Annotated in this window: 5 protein-coding genes; 1 reads left to right on the top strand and 4 read right to left on the bottom strand. The window is 66.7% G+C overall.

Annotated features, from left to right (window positions below; genetic code table 11):
• Positions 1-15: 15 nt before the first annotated feature.
• The 4 genes from CAG22_RS06180 to CAG22_RS06165 form a co-directional block, all read right to left on the bottom strand.
• Positions 16-12342 carry a non-ribosomal peptide synthetase gene (locus CAG22_RS06180; RefSeq protein ID WP_085704955.1) on the bottom strand — a complete coding sequence of 4109 codons (12327 nt, stop codon included), beginning with the start codon at positions 12340-12342 and terminating at the stop codon, positions 16-18.
• Between the two features lies 1 nt (position 12343).
• A complete protein-coding gene (locus CAG22_RS06175) occupies positions 12344-18811 on the bottom strand; it encodes a non-ribosomal peptide synthetase (RefSeq protein WP_085704952.1) in 6468 nt (2155 codons plus the stop codon).
• A gap of 274 nt (positions 18812-19085) precedes the next feature.
• Positions 19086-19301 (bottom strand): DUF3077 domain-containing protein, encoded by a 216-nt coding sequence (locus CAG22_RS06170; protein WP_085704950.1) that lies wholly within the window; start codon positions 19299-19301, stop codon positions 19086-19088.
• A 118-nt stretch (positions 19302-19419) separates the two neighbouring features.
• Positions 19420-20403 carry a TauD/TfdA family dioxygenase gene (locus CAG22_RS06165; protein WP_085665293.1) on the bottom strand — a complete coding sequence of 328 codons (984 nt, stop codon included), beginning with the start codon at positions 20401-20403 and terminating at the stop codon, positions 19420-19422.
• 181 nt (positions 20404-20584) lie between these two features.
• Here CAG22_RS06165 and azu point away from each other — a divergent pair, with 181 nt between their 5' ends.
• Positions 20585-21034 carry an azurin gene (gene azu, locus CAG22_RS06160; protein WP_085704948.1) on the top strand — a complete coding sequence of 150 codons (450 nt, stop codon included), beginning with the start codon at positions 20585-20587 and terminating at the stop codon, positions 21032-21034.
• Positions 21035-21050: the final 16 nt, after the last annotated feature.

The raw sequence follows: 21050 nt of genomic DNA, 5'->3' as shown, positions 1-21050 counted from the left end.
TTGTCCGTGTGCATCTCAAACCGCCTCGAGCTCTGCCATGAAGTCCTGGAGCTCATCCAGGTCTCCGTCGTTTCGGGTACCGAGACTGCCGACCTCTTGTGCAAAGGCCTGCAGGTTCTCTGTCTGGAACAACAACGCGAGTGGCAGGTTCGTACCCAGTTCGATCTGCAGTCGTGCTACCGCCTGGGTTGCCAGCAAGGAGTGGCCCCCCAGCTCGAAGAAGTTGTCGGTAAGAGATACGTTTTCCAGGCCAAGAACTTCAGCCCATACCGCTGCGATCCGCCGCTCAAGCTCCGTTTCCGGCGCCACATGGGCCGCCCGGCGCAGGTTGCCGTCAGGCTGTGGCAGGGCCTTGCGGTCCAGTTTGCCGTTCGGTGTCAGTGGCAGGCGTTCCAACAGCAACAGGTGCGCGGGCACCATGTAGTCCGGCAGGCTGGCCTTCAGCCTGGCGCGCAGGGTGTCAAGCAGCGCCGCCCGGGCTTCCTCGCTGGCAACCGACGCTGCATCGGCTGGCACCACGTAGCCCAGCAGTTGCTTGCCGCCCGGCGCATCCAGCGCCAGTACCACGGCTTCGCGGACTGCGTCCTGTTGTTGCAGGCGCGCCTCGATCTCGCCGAGTTCGATACGGAAGCCGCGAATCTTCACCTGATGGTCGATACGCCCGACATATTCGATGACCCCGTCGGCGTCATAGCGCGCCAGGTCGCCGGTGCGATACAGGCGGCCACCCTGCCCACCGAACGGGTCGGGGATGAAGCGTTCGGCGGTAAGCCCAGGGCGCGCCAGGTAACCACGCGCCAGGCCCGCACCCGCCATGTACAGCTCCCCCACCACCCCTACCGGCAGCGGCGTTCCGGCCTCGCTCAACAGGTACACGGCACTGTTGGAAAGCGGCCGGCCGATATTGGCCTGGCCACCTTGGGTGCGCAGGGTGAAGGTCGAGTAGGTGGTGTCCTCCGAAGGCCCGTACAGGTCGTATACCTTGAGCACATGGCCAGTGCCGTACAGCGCGTCGACCAGCCCCTGCTTGAGGGCCTCCCCCGCCAGGTTGATGATGCGTACACCGGACGGCAGCTGGCCGGTTTCATGCAGCACCTTGATGGCCGATGGCACAGTGTTGACCAGGCGTACCTGGTCTTTGGCCGGCAGGTGCGGCAGCTCCAGGGCATTGGCCGCCAGTACCGCATAACCACCCGAGCCCAGGGTCACGAACAGCTCCCAGACCGACAGGTCGAAACAGATCGATGTGGACGCCAACACGCCACACAGGTCCTGCTGGCTGTACACCGACTGCGCCCAGCCGATCATTGCCACGGCATTGCGATGCTCGATCTGGACGCCCTTGGGTTTGCCGGTGGAGCCTGAGGTGTAGATGCAGTACGCCAGGTTGTCCGGCGTGCTCACGCACACCGGGTCGGCCGCTTCGTAGCCGTCGAGCAGCAATTGGTCCACCAGCAGCGTGCGCGCCTGGAAGCTGGCCGGCACACGCTCCAGCAGGTGCGACTGCGACAGCAGCAGGATCGACTGGCTGTCTTCGAGCATGTACACCAGGCGGTCCTGCGGGTAGCCAGGGTCGAGCGGCACGTAGGCGCCGCCCGCCTTGAGAATGGCCATCAGCGCGACCACCATGTCCAGGCCACGCTCCATGGCGACACCTACCAGCACCTCCGGGCCCACGCCAGCCTCGCGCAGTTTGTGGGCCAGCTGGTTGGCCCGCACATTGAGCGCGGCATACGTGAGCGTCTGCTCGCCGTGGATAAGTGCCACTGCACCTGGCGCAGCAACCACCTGCGCCTCGAACAGCTGATGGATACAGCGGTCGGCCGGGTAACTGGCCGCCGTGCGGTTCCAGTCCTGCACGATACGCTGATGCTGTGCGGCATCGAGCAGCGGCAGGTCGCCGAGTGCAGCACACGGGTCACTCACCAGCGCGTCAAGCAGCGTACCGAAGTGATGGGCCAGTTGCTCGATCGCCTCGCTGCTCCAGTGCGCACGGTCATGCCGGTACTGGATAGCCAGGCTGTCGCCAAGGCTCACCAGCACGGTCAGCGGATAGTTGGTCTGCTCGCGCACCTGCACTGGGCCAAACTGCAAGCCACTCGGTGCACCCTGCCGAAGGGCCTCGGACACCGGGTAACTTTCGAACACCACCAGGCTGTCGAACAGGGCTTCACCGCCAAGCCCGGCCCAGCGCTGCACATCGTACAGCGGCGTATGTTCGTACTCACGCATGGCCAGGTTGCTGGCCTGCACCTGCCCGATCCATTGCGCGACGCTTTGCTCGCCTTGCGGTGTTCCAACCACCGGCAGGGTGTTGATGAACAAGCCGATCTGCGCCTCCACGCCCGCCAGCTCCGCTGGCCGGCCGGCGACCGTGGCCCCGAAGCAGACCGACGACTGCCCGGTATAGCGCTGCAACAGCAACAGCCAGGTAGCCTGTACCAAGGTGTTGACGGTGACACGCTGGGCACGGGCAAAGGCTTCAACCCGCTCGGTACGCCCTGCATCGAATGCCTGGTGATGAACGTGATGGCCCTGGCCATCAGACACACCTTTGCGCACGGCCTGGGCCAGGCGCGTCGGCTCGTTGAAGCTGGCCATCTGGCCCTGCCAGAACCGCTCTGCCGCCGCCCCATCCTGGCGCTGCAACCAGGCGATGTAGTCACGGTAGCTGCCCGCCGCTGCCACCACAGGTTTACCGGCATGACGCTGCAACACCTCACCCAGCAACTGCGAGGTGCTCCAGCCATCCATCAGGATGTGATGGCAGGTGAAGATCAGGTGGTGACGTGCCTGCGCCGTACGCACCAGCACCAGGCGCAACAAGGGTGCCTCGACCAGGTCGAAGCCACGCTGCCGGTCGGCATCCGCCAGGCTGTCCAGCGCCCGCGCCAGCTCATCCTCGGCACGCCAGTCATATTCGCTGAACGGCAGTGTCACCTGCTTGTGCACGACCTGCACCGCCTGGCCCAGGTCCCCCTGCCAGATGAAGCTGCTGCGCAGGATTTCGTGGGCCTGCAAGGCAGCACCCCAGGCCTGCCGGAAGGCTTGTACATCCAGGCCATCCACATCCACGCGCATCTGGTTGATGTAGTTGCCGCTGCCTTGCTCGTAGATGCTGTGGAACAGCATGCCCTGCTGCATCGGCGACAGCGGGTAGACGTCGGCGATCTGCGACACGGCAACCGGCAGCTGGTCGAGCTGCGCCTGGGTCAGGTCGGCCAACGGGAAGTCGGACGGGGTCAGGCCACAATGTCCACCCTCACAGCAATGCTCGATGATTTCAGCCAAGGCCTGCTGGTAAGCCTGGGCCAACTGCTCGATGGTTTCGCGGCGATGAATGTCCTGGCTGAAGGTCCACTCCAGGCGTAGCTCGCCGCCATATACCTGACCGTTGACGGTCAACAGGCTGGCCAACGGTGCTTCGGCATCCTGCCTGGCGCCATCGTTCTCCTTGGCGGGGGTGAACAGACCTGCTTCGCCATCGAAGCTGCCGTCGAACTGCCCGAGGTAGTTGAAGACGATCTGCCCTTCAGGCAATGCTGCAAGGGCCTCGCGGCTCGCGGCATCACCGAGGTAGCGCAGCACGCCATAGCCCAGGCCTTTGTCAGGCACGGCGCGCAGCTGTTCCTTGATGGTCTTGATCGAACTTGCCAGGTCTGCCTGCGGGCTCAACTTTACCGGGTACAGGCTGGTGAACCAGCCCACCGTACGCGTCAGGTCGATACCCGCGAACAGGTCTTCACGGCCATGCCCTTCCAGGCGCACCAGCACTTCGGGCTGGTCGCTCCAGCGGCCAACTGCTTGCGCCAGGGCCGTCAGCAGCAGGTCGTTGATCTGCGTGCGATAAGCCACCGAGCAATCCTGCAACAGCCGTCGGGTGCTTGCCACGTCGAGGCGCGTGCTGACCGAAGCCGCATGCTTCAGTTGCCGGCTGCCTTGCGGGTTGTCGCAGGGCAGCATTTCGCTGGCCCCTTGCAACTGCGCCTGCCAGTAGCCCAGTTGCTGTTGCAATGCGGGCGCGGCGGCATAGGTTTGCAAACGCTCGGCCCAGGCTTTGTACGAAGTGGTCTTGGCCGGAAGCTGCAGTGGCTGCCCGGCAGCCAGGGTCTGGTAGGCCTGCTGCAGGTCTTCCAGCAGCACACGCCACGACACACCGTCTACCGCCAGGTGATGGATGACCAAAAGCAGTCGCTGGCTACCGTCAGGCAGCGCAGCGAGCATGGCACGCATCAACGGCCCATGCTCGAGGTCAAGGCTGCGCTGGGCTTCACTGGCGGCTTGCTGCAACTGCTCGACGCTGGCGAAATCGCGATGCCACAGCAACTGGGAGTAGCCTGCATCGGCAAATTCAGCCTGCCAGCCCACCCCATGGCCGAACACGCGCAAACGCAGGGCATCGTGATGTTCGAGCAATGCCTGCAATGCCGCATCGAGCGTCGCCGGGTCTAGCGCTTCACCGGGCGTGAGCAGCACCGACTGGTTCCAGTGATGGCGCACGACAATGGGCTGCTCGAAGAACCAGTGCTGGATCGGCGTGAGCGGCGTCACGCCCGTTACCGCACCCTGATCGATCGATACACTGTCGCCGCGGTTGGCGAGCCGGGCCAGTGCCTGCACCGTCTGGGCCTCGAACAGGTCCTTGGGCGTGAACTGGATATCCACCTGGCGCGCACGGCTGACCACCTGCAACGAGATGATCGAATCGCCGCCCAGTTCGAAGAAGTTGTCGGTCAGGCCGACCTTCTCCAGCTTCAGCACATCCGCCCAGATCGCCGCGATCCGCTGTTCCAGGTCGCTCCGCGGCGCAACGTACTCGCCCTGCAACTGGCTGGCATCCGGCTGCGGCAGGGCCTTGCGGTCCAGCTTGCCGTTCGGCGTCACCGGCAGCTTGCCGAGCAGCAGCAGGTGCGCCGGCACCATGTAGTCCGGCAAGCCGGCCTTCAGCGCCTCGCGCAGGCTGTCGCGCAATCCGCCTTCGTCTTGCGTGCTGTCGGCAGGCACCACATAGCCCACCAGCTGCTTGCCGCTTGGCCCGTCCTGGGCCAGCACCACGGCTTCCTGCACACTCGGCAGCTCCAGCAGGCGCGCCTCGATCTCGCCCAGTTCGATGCGCAGACCACGGATCTTCACCTGGTGGTCTATGCGCCCGGCATAGTCGATCACACCATCGGCGCGGTAGCGCGCCAGGTCGCCGGTGCGGTACAGGCGCCCACCGTTTTCGCTGAACGGGTCCGGCACGAAGCGTTCGGCGGTCAGCGCCGGGCGCTGGTGGTAACCACGGGCCAGGCCGACACCACCGAGGTACAGCTCGCCAGCACTGCCGCGCACCGCCGGTTGCAGGCTGCCTTCGAGGATGTGGGTCTTGAGGTTGTCGATCGGCTGGCCGATCGGCACGCTGATGCTTTCGTCCGGCTGGCAGGTCCAATGGGTCACGTCGATCGCCGCTTCGGTCGGGCCGTACAGGTTGTACAGGCCCGCCGCTGGCAGGCGTTGCAGGGTCTGGCGGGCCAGCTCGGCCGGCAACGCTTCACCGCTGCACACCACGCGCTTGAGGCTGACGCAGCTCTCGACCGCTTCGTGGGTCATGAACGCCTGCAGCATCGACGGCACGAAGTGCAGCGTACTGATGCCGTAATGGTTGATGGTTTCGACCAGCAACTGCGGGTCGCGGTGCGCGCCGGGCTGGGCCACGACCAGGCGCGCGCCGGTCATCAGCGGCCAGAAGAATTCCCACACCGACACGTCGAAGCTGAACGGGGTTTTCTGCAACACGCTGTCGCTGGCGTCCAGGCCGTAGGCCTTCTGCATCCAGCACAGGCGGTTGACCAGCGCCTGATGGCTGTTGCCAGCACCTTTCGGGCGACCGGTGGAGCCGGAGGTGTAGATCACGTAGGCGAGGTTCAGCGGGGCCACGTCGACATTCGGGTTGGCATCGCTGTAGCCGTCGAAGTTCTCGGTATCCAGGTCCAGGCTGCGCAGGCCGGCCGGGATCGGCAGGGTCTCGCGCAAGTGCGACTGGGTCAGCAGGAAGGCGATGCCGCTGTCCTCGAACATGTAGCTCAGGCGGTCCTGGGGATATTCCGGGTCCAGCGGCACATAGGCGCCGCCGGCCTTCACGATACCCAGCAAGCCGATGACCATCTCCAGGCTGCGCTCCATGGCGATGCCCACCAGCATGTCCGGGCCCACGCCCTGCTCGCGCAGCTTGTGCGCCAGCTGGTTGCTACGGCGGTTGAGCTCGGCATAGCTCAGGGTCTGCTCGCCAAAGGCCAGCGCCGGGGCATCCGGGGTGGCGAACACCTGTGCCTCGATCAGCTGGTGAATGCTGCGCTCGTCCGGGTACGTCGCCTGGGTTTCGTTCCAGCCTTCGACCATCTGTTGCTGTTCTGGCAAGCCCAGCATTGGCAGCTCGCCAATCACCGCGTCAGCATTCTCCACCAGCGCCTGCAGCAGGTTGGCAAAGTAGCCAGCCAGGCGGCCAATGGTCTCGTCGCTCCACAGCGCACGGTCATGGCTGTACTGCATCGACAGCGTGGTGCCCAGTTCCACCACCAGGGTCAGCGGGTAGTTGGTCTGCTCCTGCACGGCCACATCGCCGAAGCGCAGGCCACCGGGCGCGCCCTGTTGCAGCGCCTCGGCCACCGGGTAGTTCTCGAACACCAGGATGCTGTCGAACAAGGCGTCACCGCCCTGCCCCGCCCAGCGCTGCACATCGTACAGCGGGGTGTGCTCGAACTCGCGCACGGCCAGGTTGCCGGCCTGCACGTGGCCGACCCACTCGGCCACGGTCTGCTCGGCACGCGGGGCGCCGATCACCGGCAAGGTGTTGATGAACAGGCCGATCTGTTCCTCTACCCCCGGCAGGTCCGCCGGGCGGCCGGCGACCGTGGCGCCGAAGCACACGTTGGCCTGGCCGGTGCAGCGCTGCAACAGCAGCAGCCAGGCCGATTGCACCAGGGTGTTGACCGTGACCCGGTTGGCCCGGGCGAAGGCTTCGATGCGCGCAGTCTGCTCAGGGTCGAAGGCCAGGCGGTGGTCGCCATGACCGCTACCGCTTGCGCCTGCACTGCCGGCGATGGCCTGGGCCAGGCGGGTCGGCTCGTCCAGGGCCGCAAGCTGGGCTTTCCAGAAGGCTTCGGCAACGGCCGCGTCCTGGCCCTGCAGCCAGGCGATGTAGTCGCGGTAGTGCGTGGCCGGTGCCTGCGGCGCCAGGCCGGCATAGCGCTGCAGCACTTCGCCCAACAGGCGCGAGGTGCTCCAGCCGTCCATCAGAATGTGGTGGTTGGTGTAGATCAGGTGGTGGCGGGTATCGCCCGTGCGTACCAGTACCAGGCGCAGCAGCGGCGCGGCAGCAAGGTCGAAGCCGCGCTGGCGCTCACCCTCGGCCAGGGCCTGCAATGCCTGCTCCAGCGCCGGCTGGCCACGCCAGTCATGCTCGCTGCACGGCAATTCGACGGCCTTGCGTACCAACTGTGCGGCCTGCTCCAGTTCGCCCTGCAGGATGAAACCGCTGCGCAGGATGTCGTGGGCATCGAGCGTGGCCTGCCACGCCTGGCGGAACCGCTGCACATCCAGCCCCTCCACATCCACGCGCAGCTGGTTGATGTAGTTGCCGGCCTGCTGGTCGTAGAGGGTGTGGAACAACATGCCCTGCTGCATGGGTGACAGCGGGTACACATCGGCGATCTGCCCGGCCTCCAGCGGCAGGCTGTCCAGTTGTGCCTGGGTCAGCGCGGCCAGCGGGAAGTCCGACGGCGTCACGCCCTGGTGCCGCGCATCGCAGCAGTGCTCGACCAGCTCTGCCAAGGCCTGCCCGTAGGCCTGGGCCAGCTTCTCGATGGTGGCCGGGTGATGAACGTCGGCGCTGTAGGTCCACTCCAGGAACAGCTCGCCGCCGTACACCTGGCCGGTGATGCTCAGCCAGTTGCCCAGTTGTGCGCCGGCACATTGGGTACGGCCTGCGCTTTCCCCGCTTGGGGTGAACAGGGCGCCGGCCTCGGCATCGAAGCTGGCATCGAACTGGCCCAGGTAGTTGAAGGTGACACGGGCCTGGGCGGCACGCTCGAGCCGGTCACGCACTTCAGCATCGCCGAAGTAACGCAGCAAGCCGTAGCCGAGACCTTTGTCCGGCACGCCGCGCAGTTGCTCCTTGATCGCCTTGATCGACTGGCCAAGGTCCTGGCCGGGTGTGAGGCGCACCGGGAACAGGCTGGTGAACCAGCCCACGGTGCGGCTGAGGTCGAGGTCGTCGAACAGGTCTTCGCGGCCATGGCCCTCCAGCAGTACCTGCACGTTGTCCTGTGCGCTCCACTGGCATAGGGTGCGCGCCAGCGCGGTCAGCAGCAGGTCGTTGATCTGCGTGCGGTAGGCCGCCGGGGCCTGTTTCAGCAGCTTGGCGGTGCGCTCGGCATCCAGCCGTGTGGCGGCGGTACGGGCATGGGTGTTGGCCAGGCTGCCCTGCGGGTTGTCACGCGGCAGTTCGGCGTGGTCGCCGCCCTGCGCCTGCAACCAGTAGTCGTGCTGTGCTTGCAATGTGGGGCTGCCGGCATGGCTGGCCAGGCGCTCGGCCCAGGTCTTCACCGAGGTGGTCTTGGCGGGCAGGCTCACGGCCTGACCGTTCAGCAATTGCCGGTAGGCCGCTTGCAGGTCTTCCAGCAACACCCGCCACGACACACCGTCGACCACCAGGTGATGGACCACCAGCAGCAGGCGCTGCTGGCCATCGGCGAAATCGAACAGTTCGGCACGCAGCAGCGGCCCGTGCTCCAGGTTCAGGCTGGCCTGCACCTGGTTGCCGGCGGCGTCCAGCTCACTCAGTGCGGCCAGGTTGCGCTGGTGCAGCAGTGGTGCATTGTCCAGCGGCTGGAAGCCCGCCTGCCACTGGCTTTCGCCACGGCTGAAGCGCAGGCGCAGGGCATCGTGCTGCTCGACCACGGCGCGCAGGGCTGCCTCCAGGTGTTGCACCTGCACCGGGCCGGCCGGCTTGAGCAGTACCGATTGGTTCCAATGCGCCGGCTGGGCGATCTCCATCTCGAAGAAACGCGCCTGGGCCGGCAGCAATGCCAACTCGCCGCTGGTGGCGGTGTCCACGGCTGCGGCCGCAACCGCTTGCTTGGCCTCGATGCGCTTGGCTACCTGGGCCAACTGGGCGATGGTCTGTTGTTCGAACAACTGCTTGGGGGTGATCCTGATGCCCTGGCGTTTGGCCCGGGCGATGATCTGCAGGCTGAGGATCGAGTCGCCGCCCAGTTCGAAGAAATTGTCGGTGCTGCCGACCTGCTCCAGCTTGAGCACATCGGCCCACACTGCGGCCAGCTTTTCCTCGATATCGCCTTGCGGCGCCACATAGCCACGGCTGACCGCACCTGGTGCCGGCAAGGCACGCTTGTCGAGCTTGCCATTGGCTGTCAGTGGCAGGCGCTCCAACAGCAGTATCTGCGCCGGCACCATGTAGTCCGGCAGGCGTGCCTGCAATTGCGCCTGCAGTTGCTGCACGGTCACGCCTGCGTCTGCCACACCGTAGGCCACCAGTTGCAAGCGCTCGGCATCGCCCTCCAGTGGCAAGGCCAGTACCACGGCCTCGCTGACACCGGGCAGGCCGGCCAGCACCCGGCCGACTTCACCTGGCTCCACGCGATAGCCACGGATCTTCACCTGGTCGTCGGCACGGCCGATGAACTCGACCAGGCCATCGGCAGTCAGCCGCGCGCGGTCGCCGGTGCGGTACAGGCGGGCACCACCCTCGGTCGGCACGAAGCGTTCGGCGGTCAACGCTGGCTGGCCCAGGTAGCCCTGGGCGACGCCTTGCCCGCCCAGGTAAAGCTCACCGGGCACCTGCGCCGCCAACGGGTTGAGGTAGCCATCCAGCACCTGGGCGCAGGCGTTGCCCAGCGGGCGCCCGACCGGCACCGTGCGGCAACCTGGCAGCGGCTGCCCCGGCTCGAAGGTGAGCACGCCGACAGTGGTTTCGGTCGGGCCGTAGTGGTTGATGACCCGGCAGGCCGGGCGCAGTTCGCGGATTTTTTCCAACAGGCCCCAGCTGCATGCCTCACCACCCAGGATCAACGCCTCGGTGGGCAGCACATCGGCGGCGCGGGCCGCTTGCAGCAAGCCTTGCAGGTGGCTCGGCACCAGCTTGAGCACGCCGACCTGGTGCTGCGCCATGTAGCTGGCGAAGCCATCCGGGTCGAACGCAAGTTCATGTGGCAACAGGTGCAGCAGGCGGCCCGAGGCCAGGGCACCGAACAGCACGGTGTGGCCCAGGTCGGCCGCGGTGGTGGACACCATCGCCATGCTTGCCGCGGCCGGCAGTTGCAGGCGCTCCAGCACCGCCTGGGTGTAACTGGCCAGCGCCCCGTGGCTGACCACCACGCCTTTCGGCTGGCCGGTCGAGCCCGAGGTGTAGATCAGATAGGCCGGTTGTTCGGCGGCGATGGCCACCTCGACCGGGCTGTCGCTACAGGTTGCCCAGGCGGTGTGATCGCAGGCAATCAGCTGCACGCCGTCCAGGCCGGCGAAGCGCCGGTCGCCCGGCTCAAGCAGCAGTACGGCGGCGCCACTGTCGGCAATCAGTTGTTGCAGGCGCTCCTGCGGCTGCTGGGTGTCCAGCGGCAGGTAGGCGGCGCCGGTCTTGAGCACTGCGAGCAAGGCGCCGACCCACTCGATGGAGCGCGGCAGGCACAGGGCAACGATGCTGCCGGCACCGACGCCGTGCTGGCGCAGGTAGTCGGCCAGGCGGTTGGACGCTGCCTCCAGCCCGGCCTGGGTCATGAACCGGTCACCGGCACGCACACCGCCGTGGGCCTGGCCTTGCGCCATTGCCTGGCGCCACAAAGCGAGGAAGTTGCCGTGCGGGTAGGCCTGCGTGGCCGCCGGCAGCAGCGTCGCCACTTGCGGGCTGTCGACGATCGCCTGCTGCGGGTCACGGATCAGCGCATCCAGCACCTGGCGCAGCGAAGCGGCCATGCGTTCGATGGTGGCCTGCTCGAACAGGTCGGTGGCGTAGGTGAAGTAGCCTTCGATGCCGTCGGCCTTGTCGGAGAAGTCGAACGCCAGGTCGAAGCGGGCATCGCCGCCGTCACGGGCAAAGCCTTCCACCTCCAGCGCGCCCAGGCGCTTGCGCCCTGCATCGCTGGCGGCCACGTGCTGGTTGATCTTGAACTGGAACAGCGGGTTGTGGGCCAGGTTGCGCTCCGGCAGCAAGGCATCGACCAAGTGCTCGAACGGCAGTTCCTGGTGCGACTGGGCGCCGCCGATCACGTCTTTTACCTGCTCCAGCAGCGCGGCGAAGGTGGCGCGCTCGTCCACCTGCACGCGCAGCACCTGGGTGTTGATGAAGAAGCCGATCAGGCCTTCCAGCTCCTTGCGGTTGCGCCCGGCGTTCGGGGCGCCGATGCGGATGTCGGCCTGGCCGCTGTAGCGCGACAGCACCACCGCCATGGCCGCCAGTACCAGCACGAACAACGTGTGGCCACCCTTGCGCGCCTGGCTGCGCAAGGCCTCGGCCTGTTCGGCGCCAATGTCCACGCGCACCACCGCGCCACGCTGGCTGGGCGTGGCCGGGCGCTCGAAGTCCAGCGGCAGGCTCAGCACCGGCTGCTCGTCGCCCAACTGGGCCTGCCAGTAGGCCAGCTGGCGCTGCGCTTCACCGGCCTCGAGCCAGGCGCGCTGCCAGATGGCGTAGTCGGCGTACTGGATCGGCAAGGCCGGCAACTCGGCCTGCCGGCCTTCGGCCAGGGCGCTGTACAGCTGGATGAATTCCTGCACCAGCACATCGCTGGACCAGCCGTCGGAGATGATGTGGTGCATGCTCAGCGCCAGCACGTGGTGATCGGCGGCCACGCGCAGCAGGGTCACCCGCAGCAGCGGGCCGGCCAGCAGGTCGAAGGGCTGCTTGAGGGCGGCGTCCACGGCCACGCTCAGCGCTGCCTCGTCGGCGGCACCGTCGAACATCACCCGTTCCAGCGCCAGCGGGCAGTGCTCGAGGATTTCCTGGTAGAACTCGCCCTCCTCCGAGGCGAAGCGCGTGCGCAGCGACTCGTGGCGTTGCACCAGCGCATCCAGCGCCTGCTGCAGCACCGCCTGGTCCAGCGCGCCCTTCAGGCGTACCGCCATCGGCACGTTGTAGGCCGGGCTGTCGGGCTCCAACTGCCAGAGAAACAACAGGCGTTGCTGGGCGTACGACAGCGGAATGCGCGCCAGGCCCTGGCGCGCGGGCACGATGGGCAGCAGGCGGAAGCTCTGCCCGGTGGCCTGCATCTTTGCCAGGATCTGCTGGCGTTGCTCCACGGGGAGGCCAACGAAACGTTGGGCGATGCGTTGTGCGGCAGTGAGTTCCATGTCAGGCCTCTGTGAATGCATTCATCATTTGTTCGATATCGCTCAGGCCATCGTCGGAGAGCGACAGGCCCTGCTCGTCCAGTGCCTGGGCGAACGCGCGTAGTTCGGGGTGGCTGAAGATCAGCCGAAGGGGTATGTCCAGCCCCAGCTCGACGTTGATCCGCGACACTGCCTGGGCCGCCAGCAAGGAGTGGCCGCCCAGCTCGAAGAAGTTGTCGTTCAGGCCGACCCGGGCAACGTTCAGCAACTGCGCCCAGATGTTCGCCAGCTGCTGCTGCCGCTCGCTCTGCGGCGCCTGGTAGTCATGCTGCGGCTGGTTCGGGTCGGGCAGTGGCAGGGCCTTGCGGTCGAGTTTGCCGCTGGGGGTCAGCGGCATGCTCGGCAGTGTCACCAGGTAAGCCGGGATCATGTAGTCCGGCAGGCTGGCCTTGAGGTACTGCTTCAGGGCCTGGCGCAGATCGCCGCGGTAGCCTTCGGCCGGAACCGCATAGGCGCACAGCTGCTTGCCACCGGGCAGGTCGATGGCCACTACGGTGGCTTCGCGAACGTCCGGGTGCGCCCGCAGGTACTGCTCGATCTCGCCCAGCTCGATACGGAAGCCGCGCACCTTCACCTGGTGGTCGACCCGGCCGCGATAGGCCAGCTGGCCGTTTTCGTCGTAGCAGCCGAGGTCGCCGGTGCGGTACAGGCGGCCACCGCCAACCGGGTCGAACGGGTCGGGGATGAAACGCTCGGCGGTGAGTGACGGCCGCTGGTGATAACCGCGTGCCAGGCACCCTGCCCCGCCGATGAACAGCTCGCCGGGCACGCCCACCGGTGTCGGCGCCAGGCCATCGTCCAAGGCATGCAGGGTACGCCCCGGCAAGGCACGCCCGATCGGCACGCCGCCCTGGCTGATCTGCTCCACGGTCATCTGCGAGCAGTCGTAGGTGGTGGCGACCACGGTGGCTTCGGTCGGGCCGTAGGTGTTCAGCAGGCGCACCGCTGGCGGGCCGTCGGCCAGCCAGGCGCGCAGGGCATCTTCCGGCACCGCCTCTCCCCCCACGTGAATCTGCTTCAGCCGGCCATAGGCCTCGGGGGCGCGGCGCTCCAGCGCCAGCAGGCGCCAGTAGGCCGCCGGCAGGTCGGCCACAGTCACGCCGTGGCGGTTGATCTCGTCCAGCAGGGTGGCGGTGTCCCACAGCCGCAGGTCGCGCAGCACCACACAGGCGCCCTGGGCCAGCGGCGGGAAGAACTGCTCGATGAAGCCATCGAAGCTGATGGTGGCGAACTGCAGCACGCGATCGCCTGGGCTGAGGTGCGAATAGTCGCCGGCCACCTGGCAGAACAGCGACAGGGCCTGGTGGTCGATGGCCACGCCCTTGGGCATGCCGGTGGAGCCGGAGGTGTAGATGACGTAGGCGAGGTTGTGCGGTGCCGCCAGGTTGGCCAGCGGTTCGGCGGGCCAGGCTTGCAGCCACTCGGTGCCCGGCTCCAGTACCACGCAGGGCAGTTGCTTGCCCAGTTGCAGGCGCTCACGCGAGGGCGCGTCGGCCAGCAGCAGGCCGATATTGCTGTCCTCGACCATGTAGGCCAGGCGTTCTTGCGGGTAGTCCGGGTCCAGCGGCACATAGGCGCCACCCGCCTTGTGAATGGCGATCAGCGCCAGGGCCATGCCCAGACCGCGCTCGACAGCCACGCCAACCAGGCAGTCCGGCCCCACGCCCAGCGCCCGCAGGCGGTGGGCCAGCTGGTTGCTGCTGCGGTCCAGTTCGGCGTAGGTCATCTGCTGGTCGTCGAAGATCAGCGCCAGTGCATCCGGCCGCTCGTGGGCCTGGAGTGACAGCAGTTGGTGCGCGCACAAGCCGCTGCCAGCCTGGGGCGCCGGGTTCCAGCCGTGGGACAGCTGCTGGCGTTCGGCACTGCCAAGGAAGTCCAGCTCGGCAATGCAGCGCTGTGGCTCGGCGCAAATGGCTTCCAGCAGTGCTTGCCAATGCCCGGCCATGCGCTCGATACGTGCGGCATCGAACAGGTCGGTGGAATAGTTGAACGAGGCAGTCACGCCGTCGGAGCGCTCCAGGGTATTGAGCGAAATGTCGTACTGCGCGCCCGGCTCCAGCAGGTCCACTTCCTTGACCTGCAGGCCGTGCAGGGCATCGCTGGACACCTGCTCGCCAAGGTCGCGCAGGTGGTTGTACAGCACCTGGAAGAACGGGTTCACACCTTGGCCACGGTCGGGGTACAGCGCCTCGGCTACCTCGAGGAACGGCACGTCCTTGTTGGCCTGGGCCTGCAAGGTGGTTTCCTTGATTGCCGCCAGCAACTGCGCGAAAGGCTGGCTGCCATCGACACTGATACGGGCCACCACCACGTTGATGAAGAAGCCGATCAGCCCTTCAAGCTCCAGGCGGTTGCGGTTGGTGACCGGCACACCGATGTTGAGCGTGCCCTTGCGGCTGTAGCGCGAAAGCACGATGGCATAGGCCGCCAGGAACACATGGAACAACGTGGCGTTGGATGCCACCGCCAGTGCCCGCAGGCGCTCGGTGAGGGCCTGTGGCAGGCGCACGTCGAAGCGGCTGCCCTGGTAGCTTTTGACCTGCGGGCGAATGCGGTCGGCAGGCAGTTCCAGCACTTCGAAGTCGTCTTCCAGGCGGGCCTTCCAGTAGTCGATCTGCGCCTGCATCTGCCCCTCGGCCAGCCACTTGCGCTGCCAGGCGGCGAAGTCGGCGTACTGCACCGGCAGTGGCTCGATGGTTTGCGCCTGGCCCGTGGCGGCGGCGTTGTAGGCGGCGGCGAACTCGCGCACCAGCAGGCTCATCGACCAGCCATCGGAGACGATATGGTGCAAGGTCAGCGACAGCAGGTGCTCCTGCGCATGCACCTTGAACAGCCGTGCGCGCAGCAGCGGGCCGTGCTCCAGGTCGAACGGGACGAAGGCTTCGGCTTCCAGCTTGCGCATCTGCGCGGCGTGGTCCTGGCCGCTGAGGTCTTCGAAACCGATCGGTACCGTGGCGGCCGGCAGGATGCGCTGCCAGGGCAGGCCGTCGGCCTCGACGAACACCGTGCGCAACGATTCGTGGCGGGTTACCAAGGCATCCAGCGCAGCCTGCACGGCGCAGTGGTCGAGGTGGCCCTGCATGCGCACGGCCATCGGCGTGTTGTAGGCCAGGCTTTCGGGGTTGAGCTTCCAGAACAGCCACTGGCGGTTTTGCGAGCGGGACACCGGCAGCGGTTGCTGGCGGTCGAGGATCTCGATGTCCAGGCCTGCGCCCTGCTCGCCTTCGGCCACTGCCTGGGCAAAGGCCTGCAGGTCGACGGTGTCGAACAGGCTGCGCAGCGGGATATCCACGCCCAGCTGCTTGCGTATCCGCGATACCGCCTGGGTGGCCAGCAGCGAATGGCCGCCAAGGGCAAAAAAGTTGTCACCCAGGCCTACCTGCGGTACTTGCAGGACTTGCGCCCAGATCTGCGCCAATTGCGTTTGCAGCGGGGTCTGCGGCGCTTGATAGGCCACCTGGGTGGCGACGGGTTCCGGCAGCGCCTTGACGTCGACCTTGCCGTTGACCGTGACTGGCAGGTGCTCCAGCACTATCAGGTGGGTCGGCACCATGTGCTCGGGCAGCAGGCTCTTGAGGCTGGCGCGGACCGACTCCTGCCAGGCCAGGCTGTCGGCCGGCATCTGGCTGGGCACCAGCCAGGCAGCCAGTTGCAGTTGCGGCGCCTGGCCATGCACGCGAACCAGGGCATTGGCGACACCGCCCAAGGCACGCAGCTGGTTTTCGATTTCGGCCAGTTCCACGCGATAGCCACGGACCTTCACCTGGCCATCCATGCGCCCGGCGAACTGCAGGTCGCTACCTTGGCGAACCCAGTCACCGCTGCGGTACAGGCGCTGGCCGTGGCTGCCGTTCGGGTCGGGGACGAAGCGCTCGGCGGTGAGTGCCGGGCGGTTCAGGTAGCCGCGGGCCAGGCCGGCGCCACCGATGTACAGCTCGCCCTTGGCTTTGGCCGGCAGGGGTTGCAGGCAGCGATCGAGCACCGCGACGTGGGTGTTGGCCAGGGGCTGGCCGAGGCTGGCCTGCCCGTTCAGTTCGGCGACCAGCACACCGACGGTGGTTTCGGTCGGGCCGTAGTGGTTGAACACCTTGAGCGCAGGGGCCAGGTTGCGGACCTTGTCCAACAGGCTCGGGCTGATGGCCTCGCCGCCGAGCACCAGGCACTGTGCCGGCAGCGCCGAGCGGCCGGCCACCAACATGGCTTCCAGGTGCGACGGTACGATCTTCAGCGCGTCTACCTGATGCTCGGCCAGGTAGGCGGCGAAGCCTTCGGCATCCAGCACCTGCTCGCGTAGCAGCAAATGCAGGGTATGGCCGCCGCACAAGGCACCGAACAGCATGGTGTGGCCGAGGTCGGCAGCCGGGGTCGAGACCTGGGCCATGCTGCGGATACGCTCGACCGGCAGGCGCGCGGCGATGCCTTCGACGTAGTTGGCCAGGGCGCCGTGGCTGACCGCCACACCCTTGGGCTGGCCGGTGGTGCCGGAGGTGTAGATCACGTAGGCCAGGTTGGCCGGCGCCGGTTCGATACGGGCGGCGCTGCCGTTGCCAGTTTGCGCCCAGTCCAGGCGCTGCACGCCTTCGGGCAGTTCGGCTTGCCAGTTGCCGGGCGCCAGTACCAGGCGCGTGCCGCTGTCGGCAAGCATGTAGGCCAAGCGCTCGGCCGGCTGCTCGGGCTCCAGTGGCAGGTAGGCGCCACCGGCCTTGAGCACGCCGAGGATACCGGCAAGCATGCCAACACTGCGGTCGGCCAGCACGCCGACCAGTGTGTCCGGCCCTGCTCCGGCTTCCACCAGCCGGCCTGCAATGGCCTCGGCGCGGGCATCGAGTTCGGCGAAGCTGGCCTGCTCGCCCGCAGCCATCACCGCCGTGCGTTCAGGGTGGCGGCTGGCGGCGGCGGCAAAGCGCTGGTGGACCAGCAGCGTTGCGTCAGCCTTCGCAGGCGCGCCAATGGCAGGGGCCAAGCCTGGCAATGGCAGCTCGCCGACTGCGCCACCCGCTTCGTCGGCCAATGCCTGCACCAGGGCCAGCCACTGCTCGCCAAGGGCTTCGACGGTGGCCGTATCGAACACGTCGGTCGCATAGGTGAACGCTGCGTGCAGCTGCCCCGCTCGCTCATGGGTGTCCAGCGCGAGGTCGAAGCGGGCGCTGTGCTTTGCCAGCACGACAGGCGCCAGGCTCAGGCCGGAGCGGGTCTCGATGGCCTGCACATCCGCCACCTGTGCCTGGTGGTTGAACAGCACGCGGAACAGCGGGCTCTCGCTGCTGCGCGGCAGGTCCAGGGCTTCGACCAGTTGCTCGAACGGCAGGTCCTGGTGGCTTTGCGCGCCTACGGCGGTTTCGCGCACGCGCTGGAGCAGGCCGGTGATGTCCAGCAGCGGGTCGATTTCGGTGTGCAGTACCTGGGTATTGATGAAGCAGCCGATCAGCCCTTGGCTTTCGGAGCGGTTGCGGTTGGCGATGGGCACGCCGACACGGATCGCCGACTGGCCGCTGTAGCGCTGCAGCAGCAGCTTGAAGGCGGCCAGCAGGACCATGAACAGGGTGACGTTATGCTTGCGTGCCAGGCCGCGCAGCCGTTCGGCGACATCTGCAGCGATGGGGAACTCGTGACGCGCGCCGCGATAGCTGGGGCGGCCCTGGCGGCTGCGGTCCAGTGGCAGCTCCAGCGGCGAATGGTCGTCGCCCAGGCGCGCCTGCCAGTAGGCCAGCTGGCGCTCCTGCTCACCGGCCTGGAGCCAGCTGCGCTGCCACAGGGCGTAGTCGCGGTACTGGATCGGCAGCGGTTCCAGGCGGGCTTCGTTGCCGGCCACGGCGGCATCGTACAGGTGCAGGAATTCGTCGATCAGCACGTTCATCGACCAGCCGTCGGCGACGATGTGGTGCAGGGTGAGCAGCAGGATGTGCTCCTGTGCCGCCAGTTGCAGCAGGCGCACCCGCAACAGCGGGCCGCTGGCCAGGTCGAAGGGGGCCAGGGCTTCGGCTTCGGCGATGGTTTCGATGGCGGCCTGACGGGCGCCCTCCTCCAGGCCGGCCAGGGCATCCTGGTGCAGCTGCAACGGGGCAGCGCTGGCATCGACCTGCTGGCGCACGTCATCGCCGTCGGCGATGAAGCGGGTGCGCAGGGTTTCGTGGCGGGCCACCAGAGCATCGAAGGCGTGCTGCAGGGCTGCCAGATCCAGCGGGCCAGTCAGGCGCACGGCCATGGGCAGGTTGTACGCCGCACCTTGCGGGTCGAGCTGCCAGAGGAACCACATGCGCCGCTGGGCGTACGACAGCTGGTCACGCTCGGCCACATCCACCCCGGGCGCAATCGGCAGCACGGAAAAATCCATGCCCTCGCCCTGCAGCGCCTTGAGGAACAGGCGGCGCTTGTCGGGGCTGAGTTCGATGAAGCGGCGGGCGAGCTTGAGCGTTTGGTCGGCATTCATGTCGAGCGGTGTCCTGGCAGTCGAGCGGTAACTGTCAGACGAAGGTGTGGGGGGTTGATTTAGTGGCGCCAACCTTAGGCCCAACACCATCCCTGTGGGAGCGGGCGTGCCCGCGAATCAGGCGACGCGGTGGCTGGCACCGGCTGCGCCGGTGTTCGCGGGCACGCCCGCTCCCACAGGAGTTGTGCACAGCCTGAGGCATTCTGCATAACCTGAGGCATGCACAATCCCTGTAGGATCAGCCGCGAAAGGGCCAGCCCAGCCAATACAAGGATCAGCGCAGAAAACCCAACTCGGCATCATCCAGCAGCGCCTTGGCCATGGCTGCGAAGTAATGCGAAGCCCAGAGCATCTGCTGATCGCCATCCATCAAGCCGGTCAGTGACAAGTCGCGTGCATAGCCCATCAGCTCCGAGGCTTGCTCCCGGGCGCTGCGGCAGGGGATGCCCTCAGCGTCTCCTGGGAATGGGCGGTGGTTCCAGCGGGCCATGCAGCACCTTGAGGAACAGGCGGCGCTTGTCGGGGCTGAGTTCGATGAAACGGCGGGCGATGTCCTGGCCGCGCTCCTACAAAAACAGCGCAGCTTTCGAGGGCTTGGCCACGCCCTGTCAGCGCAACAACTCGGAATGCCCCTGCGCCATCGCCACCACCACCTTGCGCTTGCCGGTAAACGGCGACCGCGCATGTGCCGCAAGCATGTTGTCCAACATCAACACATCGCTCTCCAGCCACGGAAAGCTGATGGTGCATTCGTCCAGCACCCCGCGCACTTCATCGAGCAGCGAATCTTCGATGGTCGTACCGTCGCCGTAGTACACGTTACGCGGCAAGTCCTCTTCCTCGACGATGTCCATCAACGACTCGCGCACTTCTGGCTGCAGGTTCGACACATGGAACAGGTGCGCCTGGTTGAACCACACATCCTCCCCGGTCACCGGGTGGCGCGCCACCACCTGGCAGCGCTGGCGGGTGCGCAATTCGCCGTCATCCTTCCAGATGCACTCGATGGCATGCGCCCGGCAATAGGCCTCGACCTGGCGCGGGTCTTCAGTGTTGAACACCTGCGACCATTCCACATCAAGGCCGTTGCCGTAGTTGCGCACGTACATCAGCCCCTTCTCCACCAGCCGCTCACGAATGCGCGCCGGCATGCGCCGGTACACCTCGCGGCTGTCGGCAATCGGCGTCTCGCCACCGGTCTCGGCGGGGATCACGCTGTAGAACCAGATCTTCATCGGCCATTCCAGGGTGTAGGCCTGCTCGTTGTGCAGGGGGATGCTCTGGTGCGCCGGGTACTCGGTGGAGGTGTACACGCCCTTGGTCACGTTGCTGCGCGGGGTGGAGCCAAACTCGTAGTTGAGCAGCGGGTGACCGAAGGAAGCGGCGAACTGGCGGAACGCTTCGGCACCACCCACCTCGAAGCCGCGAAACAGGATGCCGCCAGCCTGCAGCAAGTGCCGGTCCACCAGCGGCTGCAACTCGGCAAAGGCTTCCAGCAGGTCGATACCCGGCTCCGGCGCGCGCACCAGCAGTGGCAGGTTGCCGCGTGCGGCGTCCAGGGGTTCGATCGCAAAGCTCAGCAGTTCACTCATGTCCGGTCACCTCAGGCCAGGGCCGCATAGGCGGCGAAATCGGGATGTGCGCCATGTCGGCGCCTGACTGAATGAACGAGCGGGCGATGGGGAAATTCACCTGGGCCGCACACACAGGTAAAGCCGGCGCGCGCCGGTTCGTCTGAACGATGTGCACCCTTCTATCGCCCAGGAACCGTACATGACTCGCCAGCTTCTGCTCCTCGCCCTGCTCGCCGTGGCCCCTGCCGCGTGGTCGGCAGAGCCATGCGCCGTGGAAATCCATGGCACCGACCAGATGACCTTCGACAAGGCCACCATCACCGTGCCCAAGGCCTGCGCCGTGTTCACCGTCACGCTCACCCACCCTGGCGACATGCCGAAGAACGTGATGGGCCACAACTGGGTGCTGAGTACCCAGGCAGACATGCAAGGCGTGCTCGACGACGGCCAGAAAGCCGGCGAGGCACTGGACTACGTGAAGCCCGGCGACACCCGGGTGATCGCCCACACCCGCCTGATCGGCGGCGGTGAAACAGACAGCATCAGCCTCGACGTCCGGTCGCTGAAGGCAGGTACCGCGTACAGCTTCTACTGCTCGTTCCCGTTCCACGGCACCTTGATGAAAGGCTCCCTGACCCTCGGCAGCTGACCCCGCCCCCACCTCT

This window comes from Pseudomonas sp. B8(2017), assembly GCF_002113575.1.
Classification (GTDB): Bacteria; Pseudomonadota; Gammaproteobacteria; order Pseudomonadales; family Pseudomonadaceae; genus Aquipseudomonas; species Aquipseudomonas putida_Z.
This window is presented reverse-complemented; position numbering and strand designations above follow the sequence as displayed.

What these genes read in the sequence shown, in the direction of transcription:
- CAG22_RS06180 (WP_085704955.1), bottom strand. Translation starts at nt 12,342, where the DNA reads ATGGAACTCACTGCCGCACAACGCATCGCCCAACGTTTCGTTGGCCTC.
- azu (WP_085704948.1), top strand. Translation starts at nt 20,585, where the DNA reads ATGACTCGCCAGCTTCTGCTCCTCGCCCTGCTCGCCGTGGCCCCTGCC.
- CAG22_RS06165 (WP_085665293.1), bottom strand. Translation starts at nt 20,403, where the DNA reads ATGAGTGAACTGCTGAGCTTTGCGATCGAACCCCTGGACGCCGCACGC.
- CAG22_RS06170 (WP_085704950.1), bottom strand. Translation starts at nt 19,301, where the DNA reads ATGGCCCGCTGGAACCACCGCCCATTCCCAGGAGACGCTGAGGGCATC.
- CAG22_RS06175 (WP_085704952.1), bottom strand. Translation starts at nt 18,811, where the DNA reads ATGAATGCCGACCAAACGCTCAAGCTCGCCCGCCGCTTCATCGAACTC.